The sequence below is a fragment of the Geobacillus zalihae genome, from assembly GCF_030414215.1.
In the GTDB taxonomy this organism is placed as follows: domain Bacteria; phylum Bacillota; class Bacilli; order Bacillales; family Anoxybacillaceae; genus Geobacillus; species Geobacillus zalihae.
In genome coordinates this window covers 1,324,779-1,347,321 of the sequence record NZ_CP129217.1, presented here as the reverse complement: position 1 = coordinate 1,347,321, position 22,543 = coordinate 1,324,779, and the positions used below count along the sequence as shown (strand labels likewise).

Sequence of the window (22,543 nt, the reverse complement as noted above, 5' to 3'; positions counted from 1 at the left end):
CTCAAACAGGCGGCTGAAATCGAAAAAAAGCGCCCTTAGGAAATAACAATTGTACACAATCGCCTTCTCATTCCCGTCGAATGCTGTGGAGAAATTCCGCATCGATTACTTTCCTGTCATCGACAAGATCTAACAGTTCATCGTGCGGGCGAATCTCATCATTGCTGTCGGAATAATAAAGGGTGATATGCACTCCTTCTGATTGGGGCGATTTGTAACGCGGGCAAAAAATCACTGTCCCACGAATAAGGCAATTCGCGAATACAAAGCATTCCCTCCCGTCCATGGCAATGAATACAAAAGGAGCGGCGATGCCGCCCCCTCTCTTGACCTGCCATCCATCCGAACGGCAACGGTTATTCTAAATATCATTATAATTGGAAAAACGGTGCATGTAAATCCCTCAGTTGAGATGAACAGGCCATTCGCATCGAGCCAGTTGGCCCCGAGAAGCTTATGTCCCGTGCGTCAATCCATGCAAAAAGGCGGAGCGATTCGCCTTTTCTTTACCCAAAATAAAGCGATCATTACCCCCCCTGACAACAATGACCTACACTTCTTCCAGCTGAACCTGCTTGCAAATAATTTGCAGCAACGGCTCTGTATAATCAAAGGTATAGATACGAAAATGCTGAAATCCGCTTGAATCTGCTGCTGCATGTTCGAAGCGAATCATGGTAAACAAGCTGTCAAAATGGAGATCCTCCCTCGACATTCCTATGACTTCCTTCCTCATTGTGTACTCTACAGCCAAGCAATCCGTAAAATGCAACACGAATGTTCTATTTTCCTCTCTATTCTCCTGTACATCCCAATAATAGTCGATTGTGATAGACAAATCTAACGGATTGTTCCACTTGATATCCGTTATAATGCTATCTGTGAAGTCAAAATGGTCTTTGATTTCTTTATAGTTGTTGGCAATGATCATTTGACTCCCCCTCCTCTCCAGCATGAAAATGCCTCTTCTTTTCAGGAACACCGATCGTCACAACACCATCATGAAAACATTCGATTGCATACTCTCCATGTTGGCAAAGAATAAAAGTGTCTGACCCCACTGCCACCACATCATCAATAGCATGCAGAACTCTCTCTAATGTCGTCTGGATGCCAGGGTTATCAGAATAATTCCATAGCACAATCACATCGTAATGATCAATTCCCCTTTGCCGCAGCCAATCAACTACTTCCGATGCATGCTTTATGTGTTTCTTTTCCGATACCTTTTCCCAATCGATTCTCCCCCAAGGCAAGATCGGGAATCATGTGCACAAATAATCAAAATATGTTTCGGTTTCCCCGCTCGTTAACATCCTCAAGTTCTCATGGCCTATTGCATAAACACACTCTTCAAATAATGTCATGTTTGCCCCCCGCTTCAATATCGTTCGATGCCACTGTATGTACTGTATATATTTTCATGTCTTTTCCACATGCATTGAACTCAACGTGAGCGCCACTCTACATTCCTTGCCTCAATAAGAATGATATTCACCCCATCGGATTCCCAAAAAATGAAAAACGACTGCAAACGCAGTCGTATCAAGGAGTTTACGAATGTTCATCCGAACTAGTCGGATCATTGGAACGGCCCCGAGAGGATTCGAACCTCCGACGCACGGTTTAGGAAACCGACGCTCTATCCACTGAGCTACGGGGCCATATGGCTCTCCTTTTTCATTCTATCCATCTGCGCCTAAAAATTCAATAGCTGATAGACAAACAAAATAGAGAACTCCACCCCCGATCTCTCCAAAGTTCGCTTTTCGTTCCCGGCAATTCAACCGCCGACGGCTTCTTTGCACGACGATCCATCCCCACCGATCGCTCCAATCCGCATCGATCAGCCGAATCCCGCTTCGTTCCGACGCAATGGAATAGAACGTATAGGTGACGATTGACACCACTCATCCCTCATAGAAATGTCATCTTTATCACCACACACCGCCATTGCTCCCGCATTTTTACGAGGCGCCCCGTCTGCACGGCAACGCGAAGCGATGGGATTCGCCGCAGCCTTGAACCGCTGCTTCCCTGATCGCAGGCAAGACGACCTTCTCCGTCCACCGCCCTTGCAAACACACGCAACTGGATCAGCGTCCTCGACGAGCGCCATCCGCACAACGAACGGTTGGCCGTTTGCCATGATCAACATCCTTGGCGGAATCGTTCCCATCGTGGAAAGGACGGTTCCTCACGGAGGAAACCAACAATAAGGGATATCATTCGTGAACATAAGGCCGAAATCCTGCATGGAGGAAAAACAGAGAGCTGGGGAAAGCTCTCCGTTTTTCGCTTGTGTGTTCCATCCAAGCCAATACGACGAAATCCCTGCCTTGGCATAAAGGCTCAACAAACATCAACTCGCTTAATCGGGAAAACCTCGAGCAACTAGGAAATCGGCCCCAAACGGCTTTTATTCAGGCACATACATTTTCTGCAGCGGAAGCAGCGCTCTCGCATCGCTGGGCATGTTCTCGTACCAATGGACAAGCAAGTTTACTAATTCTTCTAAATCAATCAGTTTCACGGAGTTGTGCCTAGCAACCCATTTTACCATAACAGCGCGGGCGGCCACAAAAAGGGACAGACCCGAGATGGAGACGCTGTTATCAGTTGCGCCTAGCATCGATCTTGACCAACAGGCATGAGAAAATAGGAAGTCCAACGATGGCTGCCTGAGAAATCTTGAAGTTGTATAAAGCACAAGTCTCGGTAGAAATGAGCTCATTTCTCAAAGTGCCTTTCTTCACCGACGAGATTGATGTCAAAAAACTAGAACGGGTTGATGGGTGTTGGGCGGTCTACTTCCCTTGTCCTTGGTGATCTACCGTTTTTTCAGCGCCGGATGCGGCTGTTCATCGCCCTAGAACGCCCGTAGAAGTGCGCGAACGGCCACAAGTTGCCCCTTTATTGCAGCTCATTATAAGAATGGATTAACCAAAATTTTAATTTGATTTTTATTCTTTGTTAGTGCTTCAAAGCCTTCTGATACGATTTCATCTAAACTGATAATTTTGGTGACTAAGTCCAACGCTTTTATTTGACCGTTCGCAATTAGCTGAATGACGTTAGGAAAAATGTTACGGTACGCAATTATACTTGTCATTTGTCTTTCTGTCAAAATGAGATTGTTCAATGGAATATTTGCTGTATTTTCCCAAATGCTGATATTTACTACATTTCCCTCTCTTTTCGTGGATTGAATTGCTGTGTTTAACGTTGAATTTACTCCAGCAACTTCAAATGACACATCTACTCCTAACCCATCTGTATGGCGCTTGATTTCGTTCACAACATCATTTTCTAGCGGATTGATGACGATATCCGCTCCTATTTTTTTGGCAAACTCTTGACGTTCAGGCGAAACTTCTGTTGCGATAATTTTACTTGCACCCGCCGCTCTTGCTGCCTGAATCACAAGCAAACCGATGGGGCCTGTTCCAAATACAGCAACTGTATCCCCAATTTTCAACGTGCTTTGACGAACAGCATGGACAGCAACTGCAGTAGGTTCAACCAGTGCCGCTTGTTCCCAAGACATTTGCTCGGGAATTTTATGCACCATATTGACAGGAACAACACTGTATTCCCCATATCCTCCATACCCTCCAGATAGCCCTATAAACCCCAATTTTCCACAAACATTGTAATGTCCTTTTTTACAAGAGACACATTCACCACAACTGTAAATTGGTTCTACACACACGCGGTCGCCCACTTTTACATTTGTCACATCTTCACCGATTTCTACTACCTCCCCTGCATATTCATGCCCCATCACAATCGGTGCTTTATCTTTTGAAAGCGGATGTGGTTCACTTACAGGTATAAAAATCGGCCCGACCAAGTATTCGTGCAAATCAGACCCGCAAATCCCGCAGTACGCCACTTTAATTTTCACTTGCCCCTTCGCCACTTTCGGCTCTGGAATTTCCTCGACTCGAATATCTCTCGCATTATACCATCTTGCGGCTTTCATTTATATTAAAACACTCCTCGTATAATTTATTTTATTCATACAGGCGTGTTGATTATCCAATAAAATCCAAAGGGTATAGAAAAAAGAGCACCTTTCCTGTAGAATGTGAGTAGCGACACAAACAAACCCAGGAGGTGCTCTCTATGAACAAGCATACCACACTCCCGAATTTGATGCAAAAACTTGTTTCGGATGAAGAGATTCAACTGATTGCCGAAGCGGTTGGGTATCGTGATTCGTCTCGAACCTTTACGTTGCGCGAGTTGATTCACTTCTTCCTGCTGGCCGCCATGCATCAATGGAAAAGCTTTCGCCACGGAGCCGATGTGGGGCCTCTGTATGGATTGCCGCGATTCCATTATTCAACTGTATCCAAGAAAGCGAAAGAAGTTCCCTATGACATCATGAAACGCTTGTTGGCGTTGATCATTTCCAAGTGCAACCGCCAAACCCGCCGCTCGCTTCGGTTTCCCAAACCGCTTCGGGTGGTGGATTCGACGACCGTCACGGTCGGGAAAAACCGCCTGCCATGGGCGCCGTATCACGGTGAACGCGCCGGAGTGAAGCTGCACGTCGCGTATTCGCCGGAATCCTCGTTGCCGGCAGACGTGGTGGAAACGACCGGGCTGCGTCACGATGGCCCAGTGGGAGAACAGTTGACGAACCCTCAACAAGTGCTCGTGGAAGACCGGGCGTATTTCAAAATCGAACGCCTCGATCGATTTGTGGAGCAGCATCAGCTCTTTGTCATTCGGATGAAGGACAACATCGAACTTCATCAGAAAAAAAGCTTGAACCGCCTTCCGAGCGCATCTTCATCGGTTCAAGCCGACTTCACGTGCCAGTTGGGAACGAAACAATACCGCTCCACCAAGCGTCACCGGGTGGTGATCTTTCGAGATGCGAATGGCCGCGACATTCGGGTCGTGACGAACCTCTTCCATGCGTCTGCGGAAACCATTGCCGACATGTACCAACAACGTTGGACTGTTGAGATCTTTTTCCGTTGGGTGAAGCAATATCTGAATGTCCCGACCTTGTTTGGCACGACGGAAAATGCGGTATACAACCAACTGTTTGCGGCGTTCATCGCGTATGTGTTGCTGCGATGGCTGTATGATCAAACCAAAAAACAGACGAACGTCTCTCTTTCCTTCATTTCGTTCGTTCGCCGTTTTTTCTCTGGGCAGCTTCCTCTCGATTGGAAATCCGGGATGGCCGCTGCTTTGTTTGAGTATGCCCAAATTTATGGAAGGCGTATGTCTAATTTTGGATAATCAACACTCGTGTTATTCATAAGTATCATTCATTAATTCATTCTACGATTTATGATATGGATAGGCGTACCAAGAACTGCTTCAGCTGCTTCCATCGCTATTTCCCCCAATGTTGGGTGAGCATGAATCGTTACAACGATATCTTCTGCTGTCATACCTGCTTCAATTACAAGACATAACTCTGCAATCATGTCTGAGGCGTGTGGACCAACAATTTGTGCCCCAATAACGACGTTGTCTTCCTTGCGGACAACAAGCTTCATAAACCCGTCCGTTTCATCTAAAACAAGAGCTCGACCGTTAGCTGCAAAAGGGAAGATCGCTGTCATTACATCAATCCCTTTCTCTTTCGCTTGCTGTTCAAAATAACCGACAGATGCGCACTCCGGATCCGAAAAGACAACCATCGGCATAGTTAAGTAGCTGATTTGCGATTGAAAACCCGCAATCGCTTCAGCAGCTATTTTTCCTTCATAAGAGGCTTTATAAGCCAGCGGTGGCCCTTGTACGATATCACCGATCGCATAAATATTCGGCACGCTCGTACGACATTGTTTGTCTATTTCAATGAAACCGCGGTCGTTCATTTTCACACCGATTCTGTCTATACCAATTTTATCTGTATTCGGACATCGGCCTACTGTGACTAGAACGTAGTCGGCAGCAACCTTTTTTGTTTTCCCTTTTACCTCAAATGTCACTGTCACACCATCCTCACGCTCCTCAACCCCTTTGGCAAAAGCATTGGTGAAAATATCGACTCCTTTTTTCTTTAATCGCCGTTTCACAATCGCGCTCATTTGTTTTTCGAATCCCGGTAAAATTTCATCTGCGCTTTCTACAATGATTACTTTCGTTCCGAAGTTCGCATATGCCGTCCCTAATTCCGTACCAATATAACCGCCACCGATCACCACAAGCGATTTCGGGATTTCCGGCAAGTTCAAAGCGCCAGTGGAATCAATAACACGCTTCGAAAATGGAAAATTAGGCAGTTCAACTGGCCTCGAGCCTGTCGCAATAATCGCGTTTTGAAATTCATATGTTTGTACATGGTTTTCTGCCATAATACGCACCGTGTTCGCATCCACAAAATATGCTTCGCCATAGACAATTTCGACGTTATTCCCTTTCAACAGTCCCTCAACACCATCGGTCAATTTTTTTACAATGCTGGTTTTCCATTCTTGGACTTTTGAAAAGTCAACCGTGACATTTTCCGCTTTAACCCCCGTTTTTTCAGAATGTTTTGCCATCACATAACGATGACTTGCCGAAATAAGGGCCTTGGATGGAATACATCCTACGTTTAAGCATGCTCCACCAAGTTTTCCCTTTTCTACAATTGTTACTTTTTGACCTAATTGCGCGGCTCGGATGGCTGCTACATATCCCCCCGGACCTGCTCCAACAATAAGTGTTTCCGTTGCGATTGCAAAATCACTAGTTATCATTTCGCTACTCTCCCATCTCCTATTTCCTCATCCAACGGCTTCATTCTCAACACCATATCTCATGCCATGCCGCCCAAAATTATGAATAAAATAATTGATATGGATTCTCCAAATAATGCTTCACCATACCAAGGAACTGACTTGCAGGCGCTCCGTCGATCACTTGATGGTCAAATGTCAAGCTTAACGGTAATTTTTTTCTCTTTTCAACAATGTCTCCTACCAAAACAGGAACATCTTCGGCAGTCCCTACCCCAAGAATCCCTACTTCCGGAGGGTTCAGTACTGGTGTGAAAAACTCTACACCGTAAGCTCCTAAACTTGTAATCGTGAACGTCGAACCTGTCATTTCTTCACTGCTTAATGCCCCCTCCCTTGCCCTGGTACTTAATTCCTTAATTTTTTGCGAAATTTCTTTTAAAGAAAGCTTCTCCGCATAGCGGATGACTGGAACAACGAGGCCGTTTTCCACTGCAACGGCAATTCCTAAATGAACAGAATCATACGTATAAATACGTCCGTCTTGATAAAGACTGTTCATTTGCTTATGTGTTCGCAGTGATAAAATCACTGCGCGAGCAATAAAATCAGTAATCGTGAATTTGATCGTTGACTCATCGCGCAATTCATTTTTAATATTTTCATTCACTTCCATTAATTTTGTAATATCTGCTTTCATATGAATGGTCAGCTGAGCTGTCTGATGAAGGCTTGCAAACATTCTTGTTGCAATGACTTTCCGCATACCTGTTATCGGTTTTACCGTAACGTCTTTTTGTTCTATTGCCATCTCACTTATTTGTCCCGACATTTTTTTCTTAAGGTTTATACTTTCTGATGTGTTGATGGCTTCCTTATTTATTTGTGTAAACCTTTGCTCCTCGCTTTCTAGTTGTGAAGACGCCTGTCTAGTTTGAATAGCCTTTTCTACATCTGCTCTCGTAATTCTCCCTTTTGGTCCTGAACCTGAAACACGACGCAAATCTATTCCCGCTTCATGTGCTAATTTTCGAGCAGCAGGAGAAACCCGTAACATAGTTTCGGATATTGCCTCGATTTCCTCTTTCATACTGATTGCTACCGATTCATGGTCAGCTTCCTTCAAAACTTCACCTTCTTGTCCGATGTAACCAATCACTTTCCCTACTTCCGCTGTTTCATCTTGTTGAACAATAATTTCTAATAATACTCCGTCTTGCGGCGCTTCGATATCCTTTTCGATTTTGTCAGAACTAATGACGACGATCGATTCTCCCTTTTTCACTGGATCTCCCTTTTTCTTCAGCCACTCTACCACCGTTCCCTCTTCCATGCTCATTCCTAGCTTTGGCATAATAATCTCAACGGCCACGTTTTCTCTCCCCCTTTTTCAAATAAATGCAATGCAAAGAACGCGTGTTGCCGCGTACAACCAAGGCAACACGCTCTATCATTTATACTGGCACAATCGTTTCGTCTCCTATAATTTCCGCCGCAGCACGCAGTACCTTCTCCGGCGTCGGCAAGTAAAGATCCTCTAATGCCGGTGAAAATGGCACAGGGCAATGCGGAGCAGTAATCCTTTTAATAGGCGCGTCCAAATAGTCAAACCCTTTGTCTGCTACAAGAGCCGAAATATCAGCAGCGACACTGCAGCGAGGATTCGCCTCGTCAACAACAATGAGCCGTCCTGTCTTCGCTACAGACGACAGAATCGTGTTCTCATCAAGCGGGGACAATGTCCGTGGATCAATTACTTCTGCTTCAACGCCTCTTTCCTGCAATATCGCTGCCGCCTTCAAGGCGGTATGCACTTGCTTGCCGATAGCGACAATCGTTAAATCATCGCCTTGTCTTTTAATATCCGCTATTCCGAATGGGATCGTATAAAACCCTTCTTCCACTTCTCCTTTCATGTTATAGAGCGTTTTATCTTCAAAAAAGATGACAGGATCATCATCAAAAATCGAAGCAAGCAAAAGACCCTTAGCGTCGGCAGGAGTGGAAGGAACGACAACTTTCAACCCTGGAATGTGGGTAAAAAGGGCGTACAAACTTTGCGAGTGCTGCGCCGCCGCCCGAAATCCAGCGCCATGCATCGTCCGAATCGTTAATGGCACTTTCGCTTTTCCGCCGAACATATAGCGAAGTTTGGCCGCTTGGTTCATTACTTCATCTAAGCAACTGCCGATAAAATCGTTAAACATCAACTCCGCAATCGGTCTTAAACCCGTTGCCGCCGCAGTAACCGCCGCTCCAATGTACCCGGCCTCGGCAATCGGCGTATCTAATACGCGTTCCCTGCCGAATTCCTGCACGAGCCCTTTCGTGACTCCCATGACCCCTCCCCAAGCTTCGTCGTCTTGTAAATGATCGACTGTTGCGCCTCCCGCAACATCTTCGCCCAACAAAATGACATGTTCATCTTTTCGCATGGCTAGTCTCATCGCTTCGTTCAGCGCCGCTGAGAAAGAAATCGTTCTCGCCATTCTGTTTCCCTCCTAAACCGTTTCTGTTTTAATAAGAAACATAGACATCTCGCAACAAATCTTCTTCCGTCGGAAACGGGCTGTTTTCGGCAAACTCCACTGCTTTTTCAATCGCTTTGGCGACGCTTTGTTCGATCTCTGCGAGCTCTTGTTCAGAACATAACTGATTGACAAGGAGATACTCGCGAAACTTCACAATGGCATCCAACTCTTGCAAATGTTTTTGCTTCTCTTCCAATGACTTATATGTTTGTGCATCTCCCTCAAAATGCCCATAGTTTCGATATGTTTTGCATTCGATCAAGGTCGGCCCCTCGCCGTTGCGAGCTCGTTCAATGGCTCTTTTTGCCGCCTCGTATACAGCGATGACATCCTTGCCATCGACAACTTCCCCCGGAATGTTGTATGCCGCAGCACGGTCGGCAATGTTTCGGCAACTGGATGCATATTCAAACGGAGTCGACTCCGCATATCCATTGTTCTCGGCTACAAAGATGACCGGCAATTTCCAAATGGCCGCCAAATTAATTCCTTCATGGAAGGTGCCATGGTTGTTTGCCCCGTCTCCAAAGAAGCAAACGGCGACAGATCCTGTTTTCTTTAGTTTTGCCGTCAGTCCAGCTCCGACAGCGAGAGGAAATCCTCCGCCAACGATGCCATTCGCGCCAAGCATCCCCTTGGAAACGTCAGCGATATGCATCGATCCCCCTTTTCCTTTGCACAACCCCGTCGCTTTCCCATAAATTTCAGCCATCATTCCGTTGACATCACATTCTTTAGCGATGCAATGTCCGTGTCCGCGATGGGTGCTCGTAATGTAGTCCTTTTCCGTCAAATGGGCGCAAACCCCTACCGCCACGGCCTCCTCCCCCGCATATAAATGAACGAAACCAGGCAGCACTCCCCTGCTGAAAATTTCATGCACCTTGTCCTCAAATTGGCGAATTTCCTGCATTTTCTGATACATCCATTTAGCCTTTTCTTTCGTAAGAACGATGGATTGTGATCGAGCAACAGCCATACAGAAACCTCCCTTTGTTTTAAGTAGTTTCGTTATTTATCTAAAGCAAACTCCATGCCAACAAAAAAGCGCTTACACCCCCCTTGTTGTAAGCGCTTTCTTAAATGCTTCATATCCCTCTTTTTTACCCCTTTGCATCAATCTGTGTCATTTTGTTTTATTTCAAATCAATTTGTACTTTTTCAGCTTGCGATAGCACGTGCTGCGAGAAATGCCTAATAGCTCCGCCATCTTGCTAATATTTCCTTTCGTCTCTTCAAGCATGTTCATCATTTGTTCTTTTTCCACCTGCTCCCGATAGGTAAGCTCGCCTCTTCCCTTCTCGTCGTTCTTCAACGCTACAAGCATTGACTTTATTCCAGAAATCGGGGGGACTGCCTCTCCATACTCAATTCTCATTCGTTCCAACACATTAAATAATTCCCTGATGTTCCCAGGCCAATAATAGTCCATCAATAAGTTCATCACTGAATTAGGCAAACAAACATTCCAACCGTTTTTTCGGCAATAGTAGTCAACAAAAAACGGGATATCCTCTTTCCGCTCCCTTAACGCTGGGAGCTTGATCGGATATACATGCAAACGATAAAACAGATCTTCTCGCAACTTCCCTTCCTTTACCAACTCATACAAATCGCGGTGTGTGGCTGTGATGACCCGAACATCAACAGAAATCGGTTTGGTTCCGCCAATTGGCACGACTTCTCTTTCTTGCAACACTCTTAACAAAGCTACTTGCATTTCTAGTGGAATTTCACCGATCTCGTCTAGGAAAAGCGTTCCACCGTGAGCTTGGACAAATTTTCCCATATACCCTGTCCGCTTTGCGCCAGTAAACGCCCCTTCCACATACCCAAACAATTCGCTCCCGATGAGCTCTTTCGGAACCGCTCCGCAATTGACGGCGACAAATGGGCCATCCTTCCGCAGGCTGTTTTGATGAATCGCCCGAGCAATCAACTCTTTTCCTGTCCCTGTTTCCCCTGAGAGATAAACCGTTGCATCCGTTTTCGCAACTTTAGAACAACTTCTTAACACAGCAGCAAAAGACGGACTTGTTCCAATCACCCCGTCAAAGCGGAATGATGGCAGGGAGCAAAAAAAAGCCTCCTCGTCTTGTGCTTTTTGCAAAGTTACTTTATAGCCGATAAGATGACCGTAAACTGAAGAAAAAATGGGAACTTTGGAGAAGACTTTCCACGTTCGTTGGCAAAATTGTTGCAACGGCTGGTCGATGATGCTGGAACAGAATGAACGCAAGCGATGATTGGCCCACACAATGTTCTCTTGATCATCACATACAACTGAGTAAGAAGCCGAATCTTCCATTTGAAAACCGTGGCGGAAAAGTTCCAATAGATTTTCTTTCTGTTGGATTCGCAGTTGCTGCTCAATGGTGTAGGAGGCGGCGACAATCGTGGCAAGTACATAGTCTTGAGCGTCGGACAAACCGTGATAGATTGGGTAGGACATATCAATGATACCAAGAAACTCTTTGTTTTCATCGTAAATCGGAGCCGCGGAACAAACCCATTGTTGGGAAGCAACTGCATAGTGATCGAGTCCGACAACCGCAATCGGTTCTCTCGTCCTTAAGGCTGTACCAATGGCATTCGTCCCGACTTCCTCCTCCGTCCATTTGACTCCCTCTAAAAAATTGATTTCTTTCGCCTTTTTCATCGCCTGTTGATGTCCTTTAGCCCACAACACATACCCTTCTTGATCGATAAGGAGAAAAATCGCAGGAATTTCTTGAAATAATTGTTGCAACTTCTCCAAAATCGGAACAGCACAACGGAGCAACCTTTGATTTTTTTCCCTTCTTTCCAGCAATAAACGGCCAGTCAAAAACATTTTCCCTTTCCCATCATAAGGATCCACGTTTTTCTGGCGGCAAAGATACCACGACTCTTCAATTCTTTTGCTTATTCTCGCTTGATCTAACGTTCCCTCTTGGACAAACCGGCGCCAAATTTCCCGCTTCGATGGATCCATCACATTCATCGTCATCCCCCCGGCATATCGTTAGGTATTGTCAAAAGTTCATCCTCCATACTCACGCTTTCTCCTTGAATTTCAACGGTCGGAAGAAAAAAGCTGGCCACCCCTCGTTATTTTCGGCCATCATGAAGCAACGACACCAAACAGCCAAAACAAAGGAGTGACAAGCTTTGTTACCTCAATTATTAGCCTATTTGCTCGAAATCATCAAGACCCAATATCAAATCATTGTGTATTTGATGGGTGTGATATTGGGAAAATCCTTGAATCTCGAGGACTTGGACGAACCCATCCAAAAACCGTACCGGAAACTCCAGGTCGATGACCTTCCGATCATCGGTGTGCCGGCAATCCTTGATTACCGGAAGCTGTTGGCAGACTACGAGTCGCAGCACGTCCGTCCTTCGCGGCCCATAGAGCGCCGCGCCAATGCGAAACACCGTGCTCCGGATTCGTTGACCTGCCCTCGCTACTAGGTGCCCTACTCCTACACCTGTACGCCAACAATGGCGGACTTCATAGATTTGTGTCGTTTTCTTTTTCAAACAATGCCGGCACGAAATCCGCTTTGCAATCGTTGCCCTGGTGATCATCCCCTCTTTCGTTCCTACAACAAAAATCTCATTCAATTCGATTGTACCAATCGTTGCAAAAAAATGTTGAACATTGTCAAATTATCCATAAATTGGTTCGTCACCAAAAGATGTACTTGACTTTTAAAGACAAACATGATAGCAATGTTGTTCAAAGAGATGTGTGGTATAAAAAGGAAAAATGCTGTTTTGGTTTTTCTTTATCATGATCGTCTTTCTTTTTCAAGTACATTTTGTGGTGAAGAGCCATTTTTTGTATCCTCTATTTTCCCTATGCATACCTATCTTAAAATCTCAAGTACAACTTGTGGTGAAGAGCCCATAAATTAGTTAATTACCAAAAGATGTACTTGACTTTTAAACCTGAATTCGTGACGGATGGAAGTCAACTTTGATTTCGGTGTTAGTTATATTGAATGATCCATCAATCCCTTTTTGTGATGATTTCCTGCACTATTTTCATGTCCCGAATCCGTGACAGAAGTGTATTAAAAATGTTGGAAAACCCAATCATGCCAAAGTATCAACTCTATTCCGAATGTTCACCTATCAGGTGAAGAACCCCGAGTGCAATATTTGTTGATTGATCAAGTTTTCTTGGCAGTTTGAACGCGTCTTTATCACGGATTCAGGTATTTTATATCGTGCAAAATGATCTCCAGTGCATCAATCCATGCACAAAGGCGGAGCGATCCGCCTTCCTTTAAACAATTCCCTCTTGAACCTCCAGTTGCGTTAGGGTGTATGATAAGGGAGAGACTAGCAAAAGAAAGAAGGAGGACAACTGTCATGGAGACGTATTCGATCGGCGAAATCGCCAAAAAGACAGGTGTATCCATCCGGACATTGCGGTATTATGATGAAATTGGACTGCTGCAGCCAACGAAAGATCCGTCATCAGGACATCGAATCTATACGGAAGAGGACATTCTTCAATTGCACAAAATTATGAGTTTGAAGTTTATTGGGCTTAGCTTGGAAGAGATTCGACAATATATTCACCAACCAACATACGACCTTACCTTAAAAGAAACGTTGATGCTGGAAAAAAACATGCTAGAACAGAAACGAAGACAGTTAGAAAGATCCATTCAAGCCATTGAATATGCCATCACCCTTTTAGAGGAAGAAGGAGAAATTGACAGCCTTCTCTTGATGAGCTTAATCCGCAGCATTCAAACAGAAGATGATCAAAAACGATTGATGACACATTACCTAGACCAAGAAACGGTTGATGCCATCTTCCATAATGAAGAACTCAAGCAAAAAGAGAACGAAATGATCAAATCCTATGCCCAATTCGTCAAACAAGTTCACGAACTGTACGGACTCCCCGCCGACCACCCTGACGTACAGCACATGATTGAAACGTTCCTGCGCTCTACTTTTGGTCTTTTGAGCTTGGAGACCGTTGAAAAGATTACCGAGCTACTTAACCAGAACCAATGGGATTCTTTTGAGTGGAAAGAAGAATGGGATGTTCTTAGTCCCCTCCCCTTTTCCAAAGAAGAGACGCAGTGGCTTGAACAAGCGATGGATGACTACATGCAACGTCTTGAGCACATGGGTATAGATATGAAGGAATCAAAGGAAGGAGAGAACAGTGGATATGAAAAATAGGATCGAAACGAAACAAGGCAGTCCAAAACCATTTTGGTATTTGCTCAAACAAGGAAAATTGAACAAATCGCTCATTGCTTTCGCCCTCATTCTTGGATTGATTGAAAGCGGGGCTGGGTTGATCATCCCCCTGTTTGCGAAAGACTTTATTGATCTCTTAGCCCATGGCGGAATGAAGTGGCAACAAATTTTTTGGCTCTTATCTGCTTTTCTCATTCAAACGGCGGCAGGCGGCATCTCGTTTTATCTCATGTCGTATGCCGGAGAAGCTCTAGTAGCCCAGATTCGAAGTCGATTATGGAACCACATCCTTCATTTGCCTGTTTCCTTTTTTGACCGCTATGAATCGGGGGAAACGATGAGCCGCATTACTCAAGATACAGCAGTCATCAAATTGCTTATTTCCAACCATCTCGTCACATTTTTTAGTGGCATCGTCTCTGTGATCGGTTCCATCATTTTACTGATTATGATTGATTGGCGAATTACTCTCTTTATCTTTTTGGCCGTTCCCGCTGCTATGCTCATCATCATGCCGTTGGGAAGAAAGATGCATCAAATTTCTTTGCGCACGCAAGATGAACTGGCCAAGTTTTCGGGACATCTTGGCCGGATCTTGCAAGATATCCGTCTCGTGAAATCTTATAACGGTCAACACATGGAAGCAGAAAAAGGAGATCAAGAGATCAAAAATTTAATGACCTTCGGTTTGAAAGAAGCGAAAGTCTATGCCGTCATCTCACCGATGATTGCCACCGTCATGATGCTCGTTGTCGTGATCATTGTCGGTTATGGCGGCGCCCAGGTTGCATCTGGGCATTTGACGGCGGGAGAGCTTGCGGCCATCATCATTTATATTTTTCAAATTGTCATGCCTTTCACTGCTACAGCTTCCTTTTTCACCACCTTTCAAAAAGCATTGGGGGCTACAGAGCGGATTAATGAAATCTTTCAAGAGCAACGGGAACTGCTGGGCTCACAAAAAGAACCCGACTTCAATCAAACATTGCAGTTCAAACATGTTTCCTTTTCTTATCATCAAGATAAACCGGTGCTAAAAGGCATTCATTTTACCATTGAGCCAGGCAAAATTTACGCTTTTGTTGGCCCCAGCGGCGGCGGAAAAACCACCATTTTTTCACTGATTGAACGCTTTTATCTGCCAGACGAGGGACAAATCTTGTTAGGAAACATACCTATCCATGAAATCGATTTACAAAAATGGCGACAAGCGATTGGCTACGTTTCTCAAGATATTCCCATTTTGTCAAGCACCATTCGAGAAAATATTTGTTATGGATTCGAAAGCATGCCTGAGCATGAAGAAATCGAACAGGCCGCTCGGCTGGCCAACGCTCACGAATTTATTCAAAAATTGCCGAATGGCTATGAAACAGAAGTCGGCGAACGAGGGATCAAGCTTTCAGGAGGGCAGAGACAACGTATTGCGATTGCTCGAGCCATCTTAAAAAACCCAAAACTCCTGCTATTAGATGAAGCCACTTCTAACTTGGACAGCGACTCAGAAAGCCTAGTGCAAGAAGCGCTGAAAAACGTGATGAAAGGTCGAACGACGTTGATTATTGCCCATCGGCTTTCTACCGTCACCGATGCAGACACGATCTTCGTTGTCGAAGACGGGCGCATTACTGGACAGGGAAACCATGAATTATTGCTGGCTACCCATCGTTTATATCAAAAGCTGGTCACCCATCAGTTTTCCCAAGGCAAAAGGTAATTAGGCAGCCATATACTCACCGACTTTCCAACTCACATTTCGCACCTTAACAAGAGGAAGAACAAAGGACTTTGTGAGCCACTGAACGCCAGCACCAGCAGGAGGCTGGCATTGAGAGTCCACCGCACCCAGCCGGTCAATCAATGGTGGAAGACCAAGATCTTACGAATGCGGATGTCCATAGGTGCAACCCTCTTTGCTCCCCTTGCGTGTCAAGGATTCATTCTGTGAAGCAACCATTCTTCCAAAAACAGGAGCTGAAACAATGAATCAGCTCCCCACTATAGGCAACACGTTCAATTTGATTGTGTCAATTTTTGTAAAACATTGCCATCGAACTTTGTCGACCGATCAAAAATACAAAAAGAGCGGTGCGATGCCGCTCTCTTTTCTACACCGATGGCGAAGCGATGAAAACTCGCAACGCTTCCGCTTTGAAGCTCATTTTTTATCAACCACTATTTCTCTAAAAGGCTGGTGGAAAACAGTTGTTTCCCCTGATCGATGAGTGAATGCGTGAAAAGAAGGACTGATGCTACAAAGTTTTTCTATTTGAAAAACGATGTTGTGGAGCTATATGCTTCATTAAATCACCGGCCTCCTAAGTGTGCCATGCACTAGCGCCTTGTTGCTGTACGGGAGTGTGCTCTTGAATGTCTCCACCATTTTGCACTCAACCGGGTCGATTCATAATGTGATGCTAAGACAAAGCAGAAGCCCGCTTGGCTTCTGTTTTGTCCCCACCTTCAACGGCTTAAGGCTCGTAACATAAACCGCTCGACATCATTCTCCGGTCCGATGAATTCCACGTCTGTTCCGATGGCTTGGAAGTGTTTGCGGGCGAAGGCAATTTTCGCTGCTTCACCGGGACGCAGTTCGTCCTCCCATTCCTGTCCTTTCGTCTCGAGGACGAAGTACAGTTTTTCCTCTCCATCCTTTTCGATGACAAGCGCCCAGTCGGGATTGTAGGAGCCGATCGGTGTGTCAATTTTAAACCAACTCGGCAGTTTGACGTACACTTTTACGTTCTCATCGTGTTCAAAACGTTTGGCGAACCGCTCTTCCACATCGGAATCGTAAAGGATATGGTCAAACGGCGATTTTTCGCTCGGGATGGCGTTGTCGTTCAAATAGGCGAGCAGCTCTTCGTTTTGGAACAGTTCGACCGCGTAATACGCATCATCACCAATTTTGTAATATTTCACGCCATCTTTCAGCAACAGCCTCATTTGGCGCTGGATGATGTTTGCCACTTCTTCAATAAACTTCTGCGGATTGTTTTTGAAATCATCGAGCCGTTTGCAGCCGGTCAAAATGCGCACGATCGTCTTCCGCGTTAAATTCGTCCGGTTTTGCAGCTCCGTGATGACATCCGGAAGCGTATGGTGCAAGCTCACGTAATCCTCCACTTTTTCGCTGACCACCTGAGCCTGTACGCCTGTCACATGGTCGATCTCAACCCGTCCTTTCCGGCTGACAATGCGGATTTTTTCAATGGGCTTCATTTCCTGAATGGCGGCGATGCACAAGTCAATGAGCTGTTCGCTGTCAAAATCGACCGAATAGACGGTTTTGTATTTGATTTTGTCCCACAATTGCCGAAACTCTTCTTGATTGAGAACCGCCATATTGACATTGACTTTTTTCTTTTTCGTCCCATCTTTGATCGGCAACGCTTGCAAGTGCCGTTTGATCTCTTTCACGATGGACGACCGCCACGGCTGGAATTCGTCGCCTAAACGGAGGTCGTAGTCTTCAATGGCCTGCTTGAGCTTTTCCGTTGCTTTGCCCTGTTTGTCAATATAGCCGTTTTGTTTTAATTCCTCATACAGCTTCAATGATAAATCATAACCCATTTGCACCGGCTCGTCCGTCGCCTCGTCCAAATAGATGAGTTTCGCAAAGACATGCTTTTCAATTTTGCCGAACCGAATGCCCGTATCCTCTTCAATCTCTTTTTGCAACGTAGCGACGAATTCTTCATACGACTCATTCGCCATCACCGTTAATATGTTGACATGATCGTCATGCACCCGCTCTCCGTTTTGATCGACAGCCAACCGCAATCCGCGCCCGATTTCCTGGCGCCTCGATACGTACGTGCCGGAGGAGTCTTTCAACGTGCAAATTTGGAAGACGTTCGGGTTGTCCCATCCTTCACGGAGCGCGGAATGGGAGAAAATGAAGCGGAGCGGCTCATCGAGGCTGAGCAGCCGTTCTTTGTCTCTCATAATAAGGTTGTATACATCCGTATCCGCCTCTGTATTTCCTTTTGTATCTTTCAACCGTCCTCTTTTATCTTGGGCAAAATATCCGTTATGCACCTTCTCGATATCTTGGTCAATGCCCGGATCTTCCCAGAGGGGACGGTATTTCGGCTTTTGCATTAAGTTCCGATACTCTTCCTCAAACATGATCGCATATTTTCCTTTTACCGGCTGGCCTTCTTGATCATAGTCGCGGTAATGGGCAACTTTGTCGATAAAGAACAAGCTGAGCACTTTAATCCCGCGCGGGCGAAGCCACAATTCTTTATTTAAATGCTCTTCAATCGTTTTGCGGATTTGATACCGCTTGATGGCATCGTCATCGACATCCCCAATCGCCTCGCCCACCCTGAGTCGATAGCCGTTGATTTCAACCGCTTCATTTCCTTCCGTCCAATCGATTTGCTCGACGATATAGCCGCGGTACAGTTCGCGCTCCCCCGAAACGTCATACAAGTCATCGCCGTATTTGACCGTTTTCGTCGTTCGCTTCACCTTTCCGCGCGATTCGACATCGAGCTCAAGTTTCGCTTTCCGCTCTTTCACCTCGACAAGTTTGATGTACGGCACATTGAACGACGGCTCAGAGCGGACAGACATGACCTCAATTTTTTTCACAAGCTTTTGATTGTACGCATCGACCGCATCGAGGCGATATATCATATTGTATTTATCCACATGCGTCGCCGAGTAGCGCAGCGTACAAAGCGGGTTCAGCGACGCAATCGCTTCCCTCGACTTCGGCGTCGTATCGACGCTTTGCGGTTCGTCGATGATGACAATCGGATTCGTCTGTTGGATAAATTCAATCGGGCGGTATCCGTTTAGACGGTCGTTCGGCCGATGAATGACGTTCGCTTTATCTTCTTTTTCTGGATCTTCAAAGCTTTTGCGGAACGCATCGATATTGATGATCATGATTTGAATCGTTGTCGCCGTCGCAAAATTGCGGACTTGATCAAGCTTCTGCGAGTCGTAAATAAAGTACTCAACCGGCGTGCGGTCGTACAGTTCTTCAAAATGGTCGCGGGTGATTTGCAGTGTTTTATACACCCCTTCACGAATTGCCACTGACGGGACGACGATAACAAATTTTGTAAACCCATAATGTTTATGGAGCTCATAAATCGTCCGCAAATATACGTACGTCTTTCCTGTTCCGGTCTCCATTTCAATCGTAAAATGCATGCCATCGAGCCGTTCGCTGCGTGGCAGTCCGTTTCTCACCTGGATGTCTTGGACGTTTTTTAAAATTTCCTCAGGCGTCAGGTCAAGCCGATTCCCGACGCCTAAGTCCGTTTGAAGCATTCCCGCATCAGGGCCGTACGAAACGGTGAAGTTCGACTGACTCAGTTCCTGTCCTTTGAAAATATGCACCACCGACTCAATCGCGCGCCGTTGGTAGTCCAAATCCGCGTGAAACTTCAGCTTCATCGGTTATACACTCCTCACATCCGTGATGCCGTGCTTTTTCAATGTTTGCAAGGCATTCGTTTTCACCGCGTCGCTCATAAAGCCGGATTCTTTCAAAATAACTTTCGGCGGCATATGCTCAGAACGGTGTTTCAACATCTCCTGAACAAGGTCAAGATCGATTTCGTCTTCCAAGCAAATAAGTACGGAACCATAGGCAACGTTGTAAATCGTTTTGCCCCGGCAGTCGATTTCCTCAATCGGCACCGTCAACGGCAACCCGATTTTCAACAAAATCTCATACAATAAATCTTCTTTCGTCCGATCTTCCTTAATATTGTTTTGCAAATCGAAAAGCGTTTGTTCGAGGTTGTCAAAGTCCGGATCCCATTCTTTGATATTGGAGGAATCGAGCTTAAACACTTTAAAGCCGATATCCAAATCCGTCTTCCCGGTTTCTCGAATAATCTTCTCCCCCGCCCGACGGATGCGTTCCTTGCCGATTTCGGATAAAACAGGAGGTTTACCAATAAATTTTAAGTATTCAAAAGTTTTCTTTTGCTGGTCATCGCTCGGATCTAGAAATTCATCTAACTGAACCATAATAAATTTTCTACTACCATTGTCTTGTGCATTTAAACTCATCACGGCTTCTGCAGTAGCAGCGGATCCAGCAAAAAAGTCTAAGACTATCATGTCCTTATCATAATAACCTAATGTATTAATCAAATATTTCACTAAACTTACTGGTTTGGGGTAACTAACCACTCCTTCTTCTCCAAAAAGCGTAAGACATTCTTCATAAGCATCTTCATTTGTCCCAATATCTAGCTTGTTATCTAATAAAGTTGGTGGTCTTTTGACTTTACTTTCTTGATCAAATTTTAGTACATTAAAACCAAATTTACTCGATAGTGATACTGAAGTTCCTAACCTTAGCTCTTCATCTAGTTTATTTTGCGTCCACACAAACGGCCCATCGACTGTAATTTTGGATATAACCAAACCATTTTTAACTATAAAAGGTTCCAAAAAATTCACGGAAGTGCTACCCTCTCCGTATATTCCAGCTTCATAAGTTCCATCTTGCAATGTAGTTTGTACTGAATTAGCAGGAAAAACTAGCACCTTATGACTATTTGTCCTCTTCACTAATGGTTGCCATTTGTCAGAATATGCATTTTCTCCAAACAATTCAATGTTTATATCTTTCTTTTTATAAGCAATTACATATTCAGTTACGTTACGGATAGTTTGGGACAAATGACTACCTTTCTTCTTTTTCACCCAAGTAAATTGGGCAATGAAATTATTTTCTCCAAATATCTCATCACAAATTTTCCTCAAATTCGCAACTTCATGATCATCAATACTTATAAATATAACCCCATCCTCCCTCAATAAATTCCTCGCCAACTTCAACCGCGGGTACATCATATTCAACCAATCGGTGTGGTAGCGCCCGTTTGTCTCTGTATTCGCTTTGGTCATTTGCTGCGTGATTTCTTTGTAATTTCGGATATTGTCGCGAAAGTCGTCTTTGTACACAAAGTCTTTCCCCGTATTGTACGGCGGGTCGATGTAAATCATTTTGATTTTGCCGAAATACGATTTTTGCAATAGTTTCAGTACTTCCAAGTTGTCGCCTTCGATATACAAGTTTTCCGTTGTCTCCCAGTTTTTGCTTGATGCTTTGTCCGGCCGCAAGGTGCCAGTGGACGGCGTTTGGGCGAGTTTCATCGCTTGTGTTTTGCCGTGCCAGGTGAATTCGTACTTTTCGTTGCGCGTTTCGATCTCTTCGCCGAGAACAAGCTTCAATTTGTCAAAATCGATTTTCCCCTCCGTGACAACTTCTGGGAATAGTTGCTTTAACGCTTCAATGTTTGTTTTGACAAGGTCGAGCGATTTTCCATCCAGTTTCTCCATCGTGCTGCTCCTTTCCGCGCAATTGTTGCTTCCATTGTTCGATTTGCTTCGTTAGCTGTTGAATTTTCATATGGTATTCTACTTTTCGATTAAACTGTGTTTCTTTTTTGATTTCGTTTTTCCATTTTGCGATTTCGACTTCCGCCTGTTCGATTTGCGCGACGAGCTGTTTGGATTGTTCATCAGCGGCGATGTAAAAGGCGCCGATCGCTTTGGCGTGCTGGAACGCCTGCACCGCCAGATGGATGTCTTGATAAAACCGAAAAAAGTTGGCGAACGACAGCTTCGTCATATGGACGGCGCGAAGAAACTGCTTGACCGTCTCGTCAGCATGATCGAGTGAAAACCACGGCGTATACGCCCATTCTTCGGCCACGGTTTTGGTTCGGTCGTTTTTGTTCAGCCGCTTTCGGCATGTTCCAATTCGAACGTTTCCTTCTTTTTCAAACACGATAACGGTCGGATTGGGCACTGTTTTTTGGATGATTTCCCCGATCACGGAAACGTGCGCATCCTTTGATTCCGTGCGCAGCCGAACGGTGATAAACATGACCCCTTCGTAATGGTAGTCGTCGTTGACGAACGGCTGAATGTTGATGACCCTTGAGGTCAACAAGTATGTCAACTCGATCCGCTCGATGTCTTTCGTCATATAGTCCTTTTCTTTTTTCGTCAAATCCGCATAGTCGTAAAACATTTTTTTGTCAAGCTTTTTATGCAACGGGCGGACGCGCTCGTCCAGTCCTATTGTAGCATAAAATGCGGATGCGGCCATGATCC

At 45.1% G+C, this 22,543-nt stretch carries 16 protein-coding genes, 1 tRNA gene and 2 pseudogenes; 6 read left to right on the top strand and 13 right to left on the bottom strand.

Annotated elements, in window-relative coordinates; all coding sequences use genetic code 11:
* Positions 1-550: 550 nt before the first annotated feature.
* The 4 genes from QWV57_RS06890 to QWV57_RS06875 all read right to left on the bottom strand — a co-directional run bounded on the left by QWV57_RS06890 (position 551) and on the right by QWV57_RS06875 (position 1,907).
* The gene (locus QWV57_RS06890) at positions 551-931 is read right to left on the bottom strand and encodes a hypothetical protein (RefSeq protein ID WP_050488640.1); all 381 of its coding nucleotides are present in this window, start codon (positions 929-931) and stop codon (positions 551-553) included.
* Positions 909-1,256 (bottom strand): CDI toxin immunity protein, encoded by a 348-nt coding sequence (locus QWV57_RS06885; RefSeq protein WP_020755101.1) that lies wholly within the window; start codon positions 1,254-1,256, stop codon positions 909-911. The genes QWV57_RS06890 and QWV57_RS06885 overlap by 23 nt, the downstream gene beginning before the upstream one ends.
* A gap of 335 nt (positions 1,257-1,591) precedes the next feature.
* A tRNA-Arg gene (locus QWV57_RS06880) sits at positions 1,592-1,664 on the bottom strand.
* Positions 1,665-1,685: 21 nt separating this feature from the next.
* Complete coding sequence (locus QWV57_RS06875) at positions 1,686-1,907, bottom strand: hypothetical protein (RefSeq protein WP_223810899.1); 222 nt, start codon at positions 1,905-1,907, stop codon at positions 1,686-1,688.
* Positions 1,908-2,670: 763 nt separating this feature from the next.
* Between QWV57_RS06875 and QWV57_RS06865 the strand changes: the two are divergent.
* A pseudogene (locus tag QWV57_RS06865) lies at positions 2,671-2,881 on the top strand (IS1634 family transposase); the annotation flags it as partial.
* Positions 2,882-2,926: 45 nt separating this feature from the next.
* Here QWV57_RS06865 and QWV57_RS06860 read toward each other — a convergent pair.
* Positions 2,927-3,985 carry a 2,3-butanediol dehydrogenase gene (locus tag QWV57_RS06860; protein ID WP_301101514.1) on the bottom strand — a complete coding sequence of 353 codons (1,059 nt, stop codon included), beginning with the start codon at positions 3,983-3,985 and terminating at the stop codon, positions 2,927-2,929.
* A 143-nt stretch (positions 3,986-4,128) separates the two neighbouring features.
* On the opposite strand from QWV57_RS06860, the gene QWV57_RS06855 reads away from it, so the two are divergent.
* On the top strand, positions 4,129-5,262 hold the full coding sequence (locus QWV57_RS06855) for an IS4 family transposase (RefSeq protein WP_301101512.1): 1,134 nt from the start codon (positions 4,129-4,131) through the stop codon (positions 5,260-5,262).
* Between the two features lie 32 nt (positions 5,263-5,294).
* On the opposite strand, the gene lpdA is transcribed toward QWV57_RS06855, so the two are convergent.
* The 5 genes from lpdA to QWV57_RS06830 form a co-directional block, all read right to left on the bottom strand.
* On the bottom strand, positions 5,295-6,716 hold the full coding sequence (gene lpdA, locus QWV57_RS06850; RefSeq protein WP_301101507.1) for a dihydrolipoyl dehydrogenase: 1,422 nt from the start codon (positions 6,714-6,716) through the stop codon (positions 5,295-5,297).
* A gap of 79 nt (positions 6,717-6,795) precedes the next feature.
* On the bottom strand, positions 6,796-8,067 hold the full coding sequence (locus QWV57_RS06845) for a dihydrolipoamide acetyltransferase family protein (protein ID WP_060787978.1): 1,272 nt from the start codon (positions 8,065-8,067) through the stop codon (positions 6,796-6,798).
* A gap of 82 nt (positions 8,068-8,149) precedes the next feature.
* Positions 8,150-9,184 carry an alpha-ketoacid dehydrogenase subunit beta gene (locus QWV57_RS06840; protein ID WP_020753733.1) on the bottom strand — a complete coding sequence of 345 codons (1,035 nt, stop codon included), beginning with the start codon at positions 9,182-9,184 and terminating at the stop codon, positions 8,150-8,152.
* A gap of 28 nt (positions 9,185-9,212) precedes the next feature.
* Positions 9,213-10,205, bottom strand: coding sequence for a thiamine pyrophosphate-dependent dehydrogenase E1 component subunit alpha (locus tag QWV57_RS06835; RefSeq protein ID WP_020753732.1), 993 nt, complete (start codon positions 10,203-10,205; stop codon positions 9,213-9,215).
* A 162-nt stretch (positions 10,206-10,367) separates the two neighbouring features.
* Positions 10,368-12,209 carry a sigma-54-dependent Fis family transcriptional regulator gene (locus QWV57_RS06830; protein WP_060787979.1) on the bottom strand — a complete coding sequence of 614 codons (1,842 nt, stop codon included), beginning with the start codon at positions 12,207-12,209 and terminating at the stop codon, positions 10,368-10,370.
* A 167-nt stretch (positions 12,210-12,376) separates the two neighbouring features.
* Between QWV57_RS06830 and QWV57_RS06825 the strand changes: the two are divergent.
* From QWV57_RS06825 to QWV57_RS06810, 4 genes and pseudogenes are all read left to right on the top strand, one after another.
* Positions 12,377-12,720 (top strand): annotated as a pseudogene (locus QWV57_RS06825) (DDE-type integrase/transposase/recombinase); the annotation flags it as partial.
* A gap of 868 nt (positions 12,721-13,588) precedes the next feature.
* Positions 13,589-14,419, top strand: a complete 831-nt coding sequence (locus QWV57_RS06820; protein WP_033004934.1) for a MerR family transcriptional regulator — start codon at positions 13,589-13,591, stop codon at positions 14,417-14,419.
* Positions 14,409-16,157, top strand: a complete 1,749-nt coding sequence (locus QWV57_RS06815) for an ABC transporter ATP-binding protein (protein WP_033004936.1) — start codon at positions 14,409-14,411, stop codon at positions 16,155-16,157. The genes QWV57_RS06820 and QWV57_RS06815 overlap by 11 nt, the downstream gene beginning before the upstream one ends.
* Positions 16,158-16,341: 184 nt before the next feature.
* Positions 16,342-16,665: a hypothetical protein gene (locus tag QWV57_RS06810; protein WP_301101501.1), complete on the top strand. Its 324-nt coding sequence runs from the start codon at positions 16,342-16,344 to the stop codon at positions 16,663-16,665.
* A 238-nt stretch (positions 16,666-16,903) separates the two neighbouring features.
* Here QWV57_RS06810 and QWV57_RS06805 read toward each other — a convergent pair whose 3' ends face one another.
* The 3 genes from QWV57_RS06805 to QWV57_RS06795 are packed head-to-tail and all read right to left on the bottom strand — an operon-like array spanning position 16,904 to position 22,538.
* Positions 16,904-19,858, bottom strand: a complete 2,955-nt coding sequence (locus QWV57_RS06805) for a type III restriction-modification system endonuclease (RefSeq protein ID WP_020754183.1) — start codon at positions 19,856-19,858, stop codon at positions 16,904-16,906.
* A 3-nt stretch (positions 19,859-19,861) separates the two neighbouring features.
* Positions 19,862-21,763: a site-specific DNA-methyltransferase gene (locus QWV57_RS06800; protein ID WP_301101498.1), complete on the bottom strand. Its 1,902-nt coding sequence runs from the start codon at positions 21,761-21,763 to the stop codon at positions 19,862-19,864.
* Complete coding sequence (locus QWV57_RS06795; protein WP_060787981.1) at positions 21,714-22,538, bottom strand: DUF4391 domain-containing protein; 825 nt, start codon at positions 22,536-22,538, stop codon at positions 21,714-21,716. The genes QWV57_RS06800 and QWV57_RS06795 overlap by 50 nt, the downstream gene beginning before the upstream one ends.
* Positions 22,539-22,543: the final 5 nt, after the last annotated feature.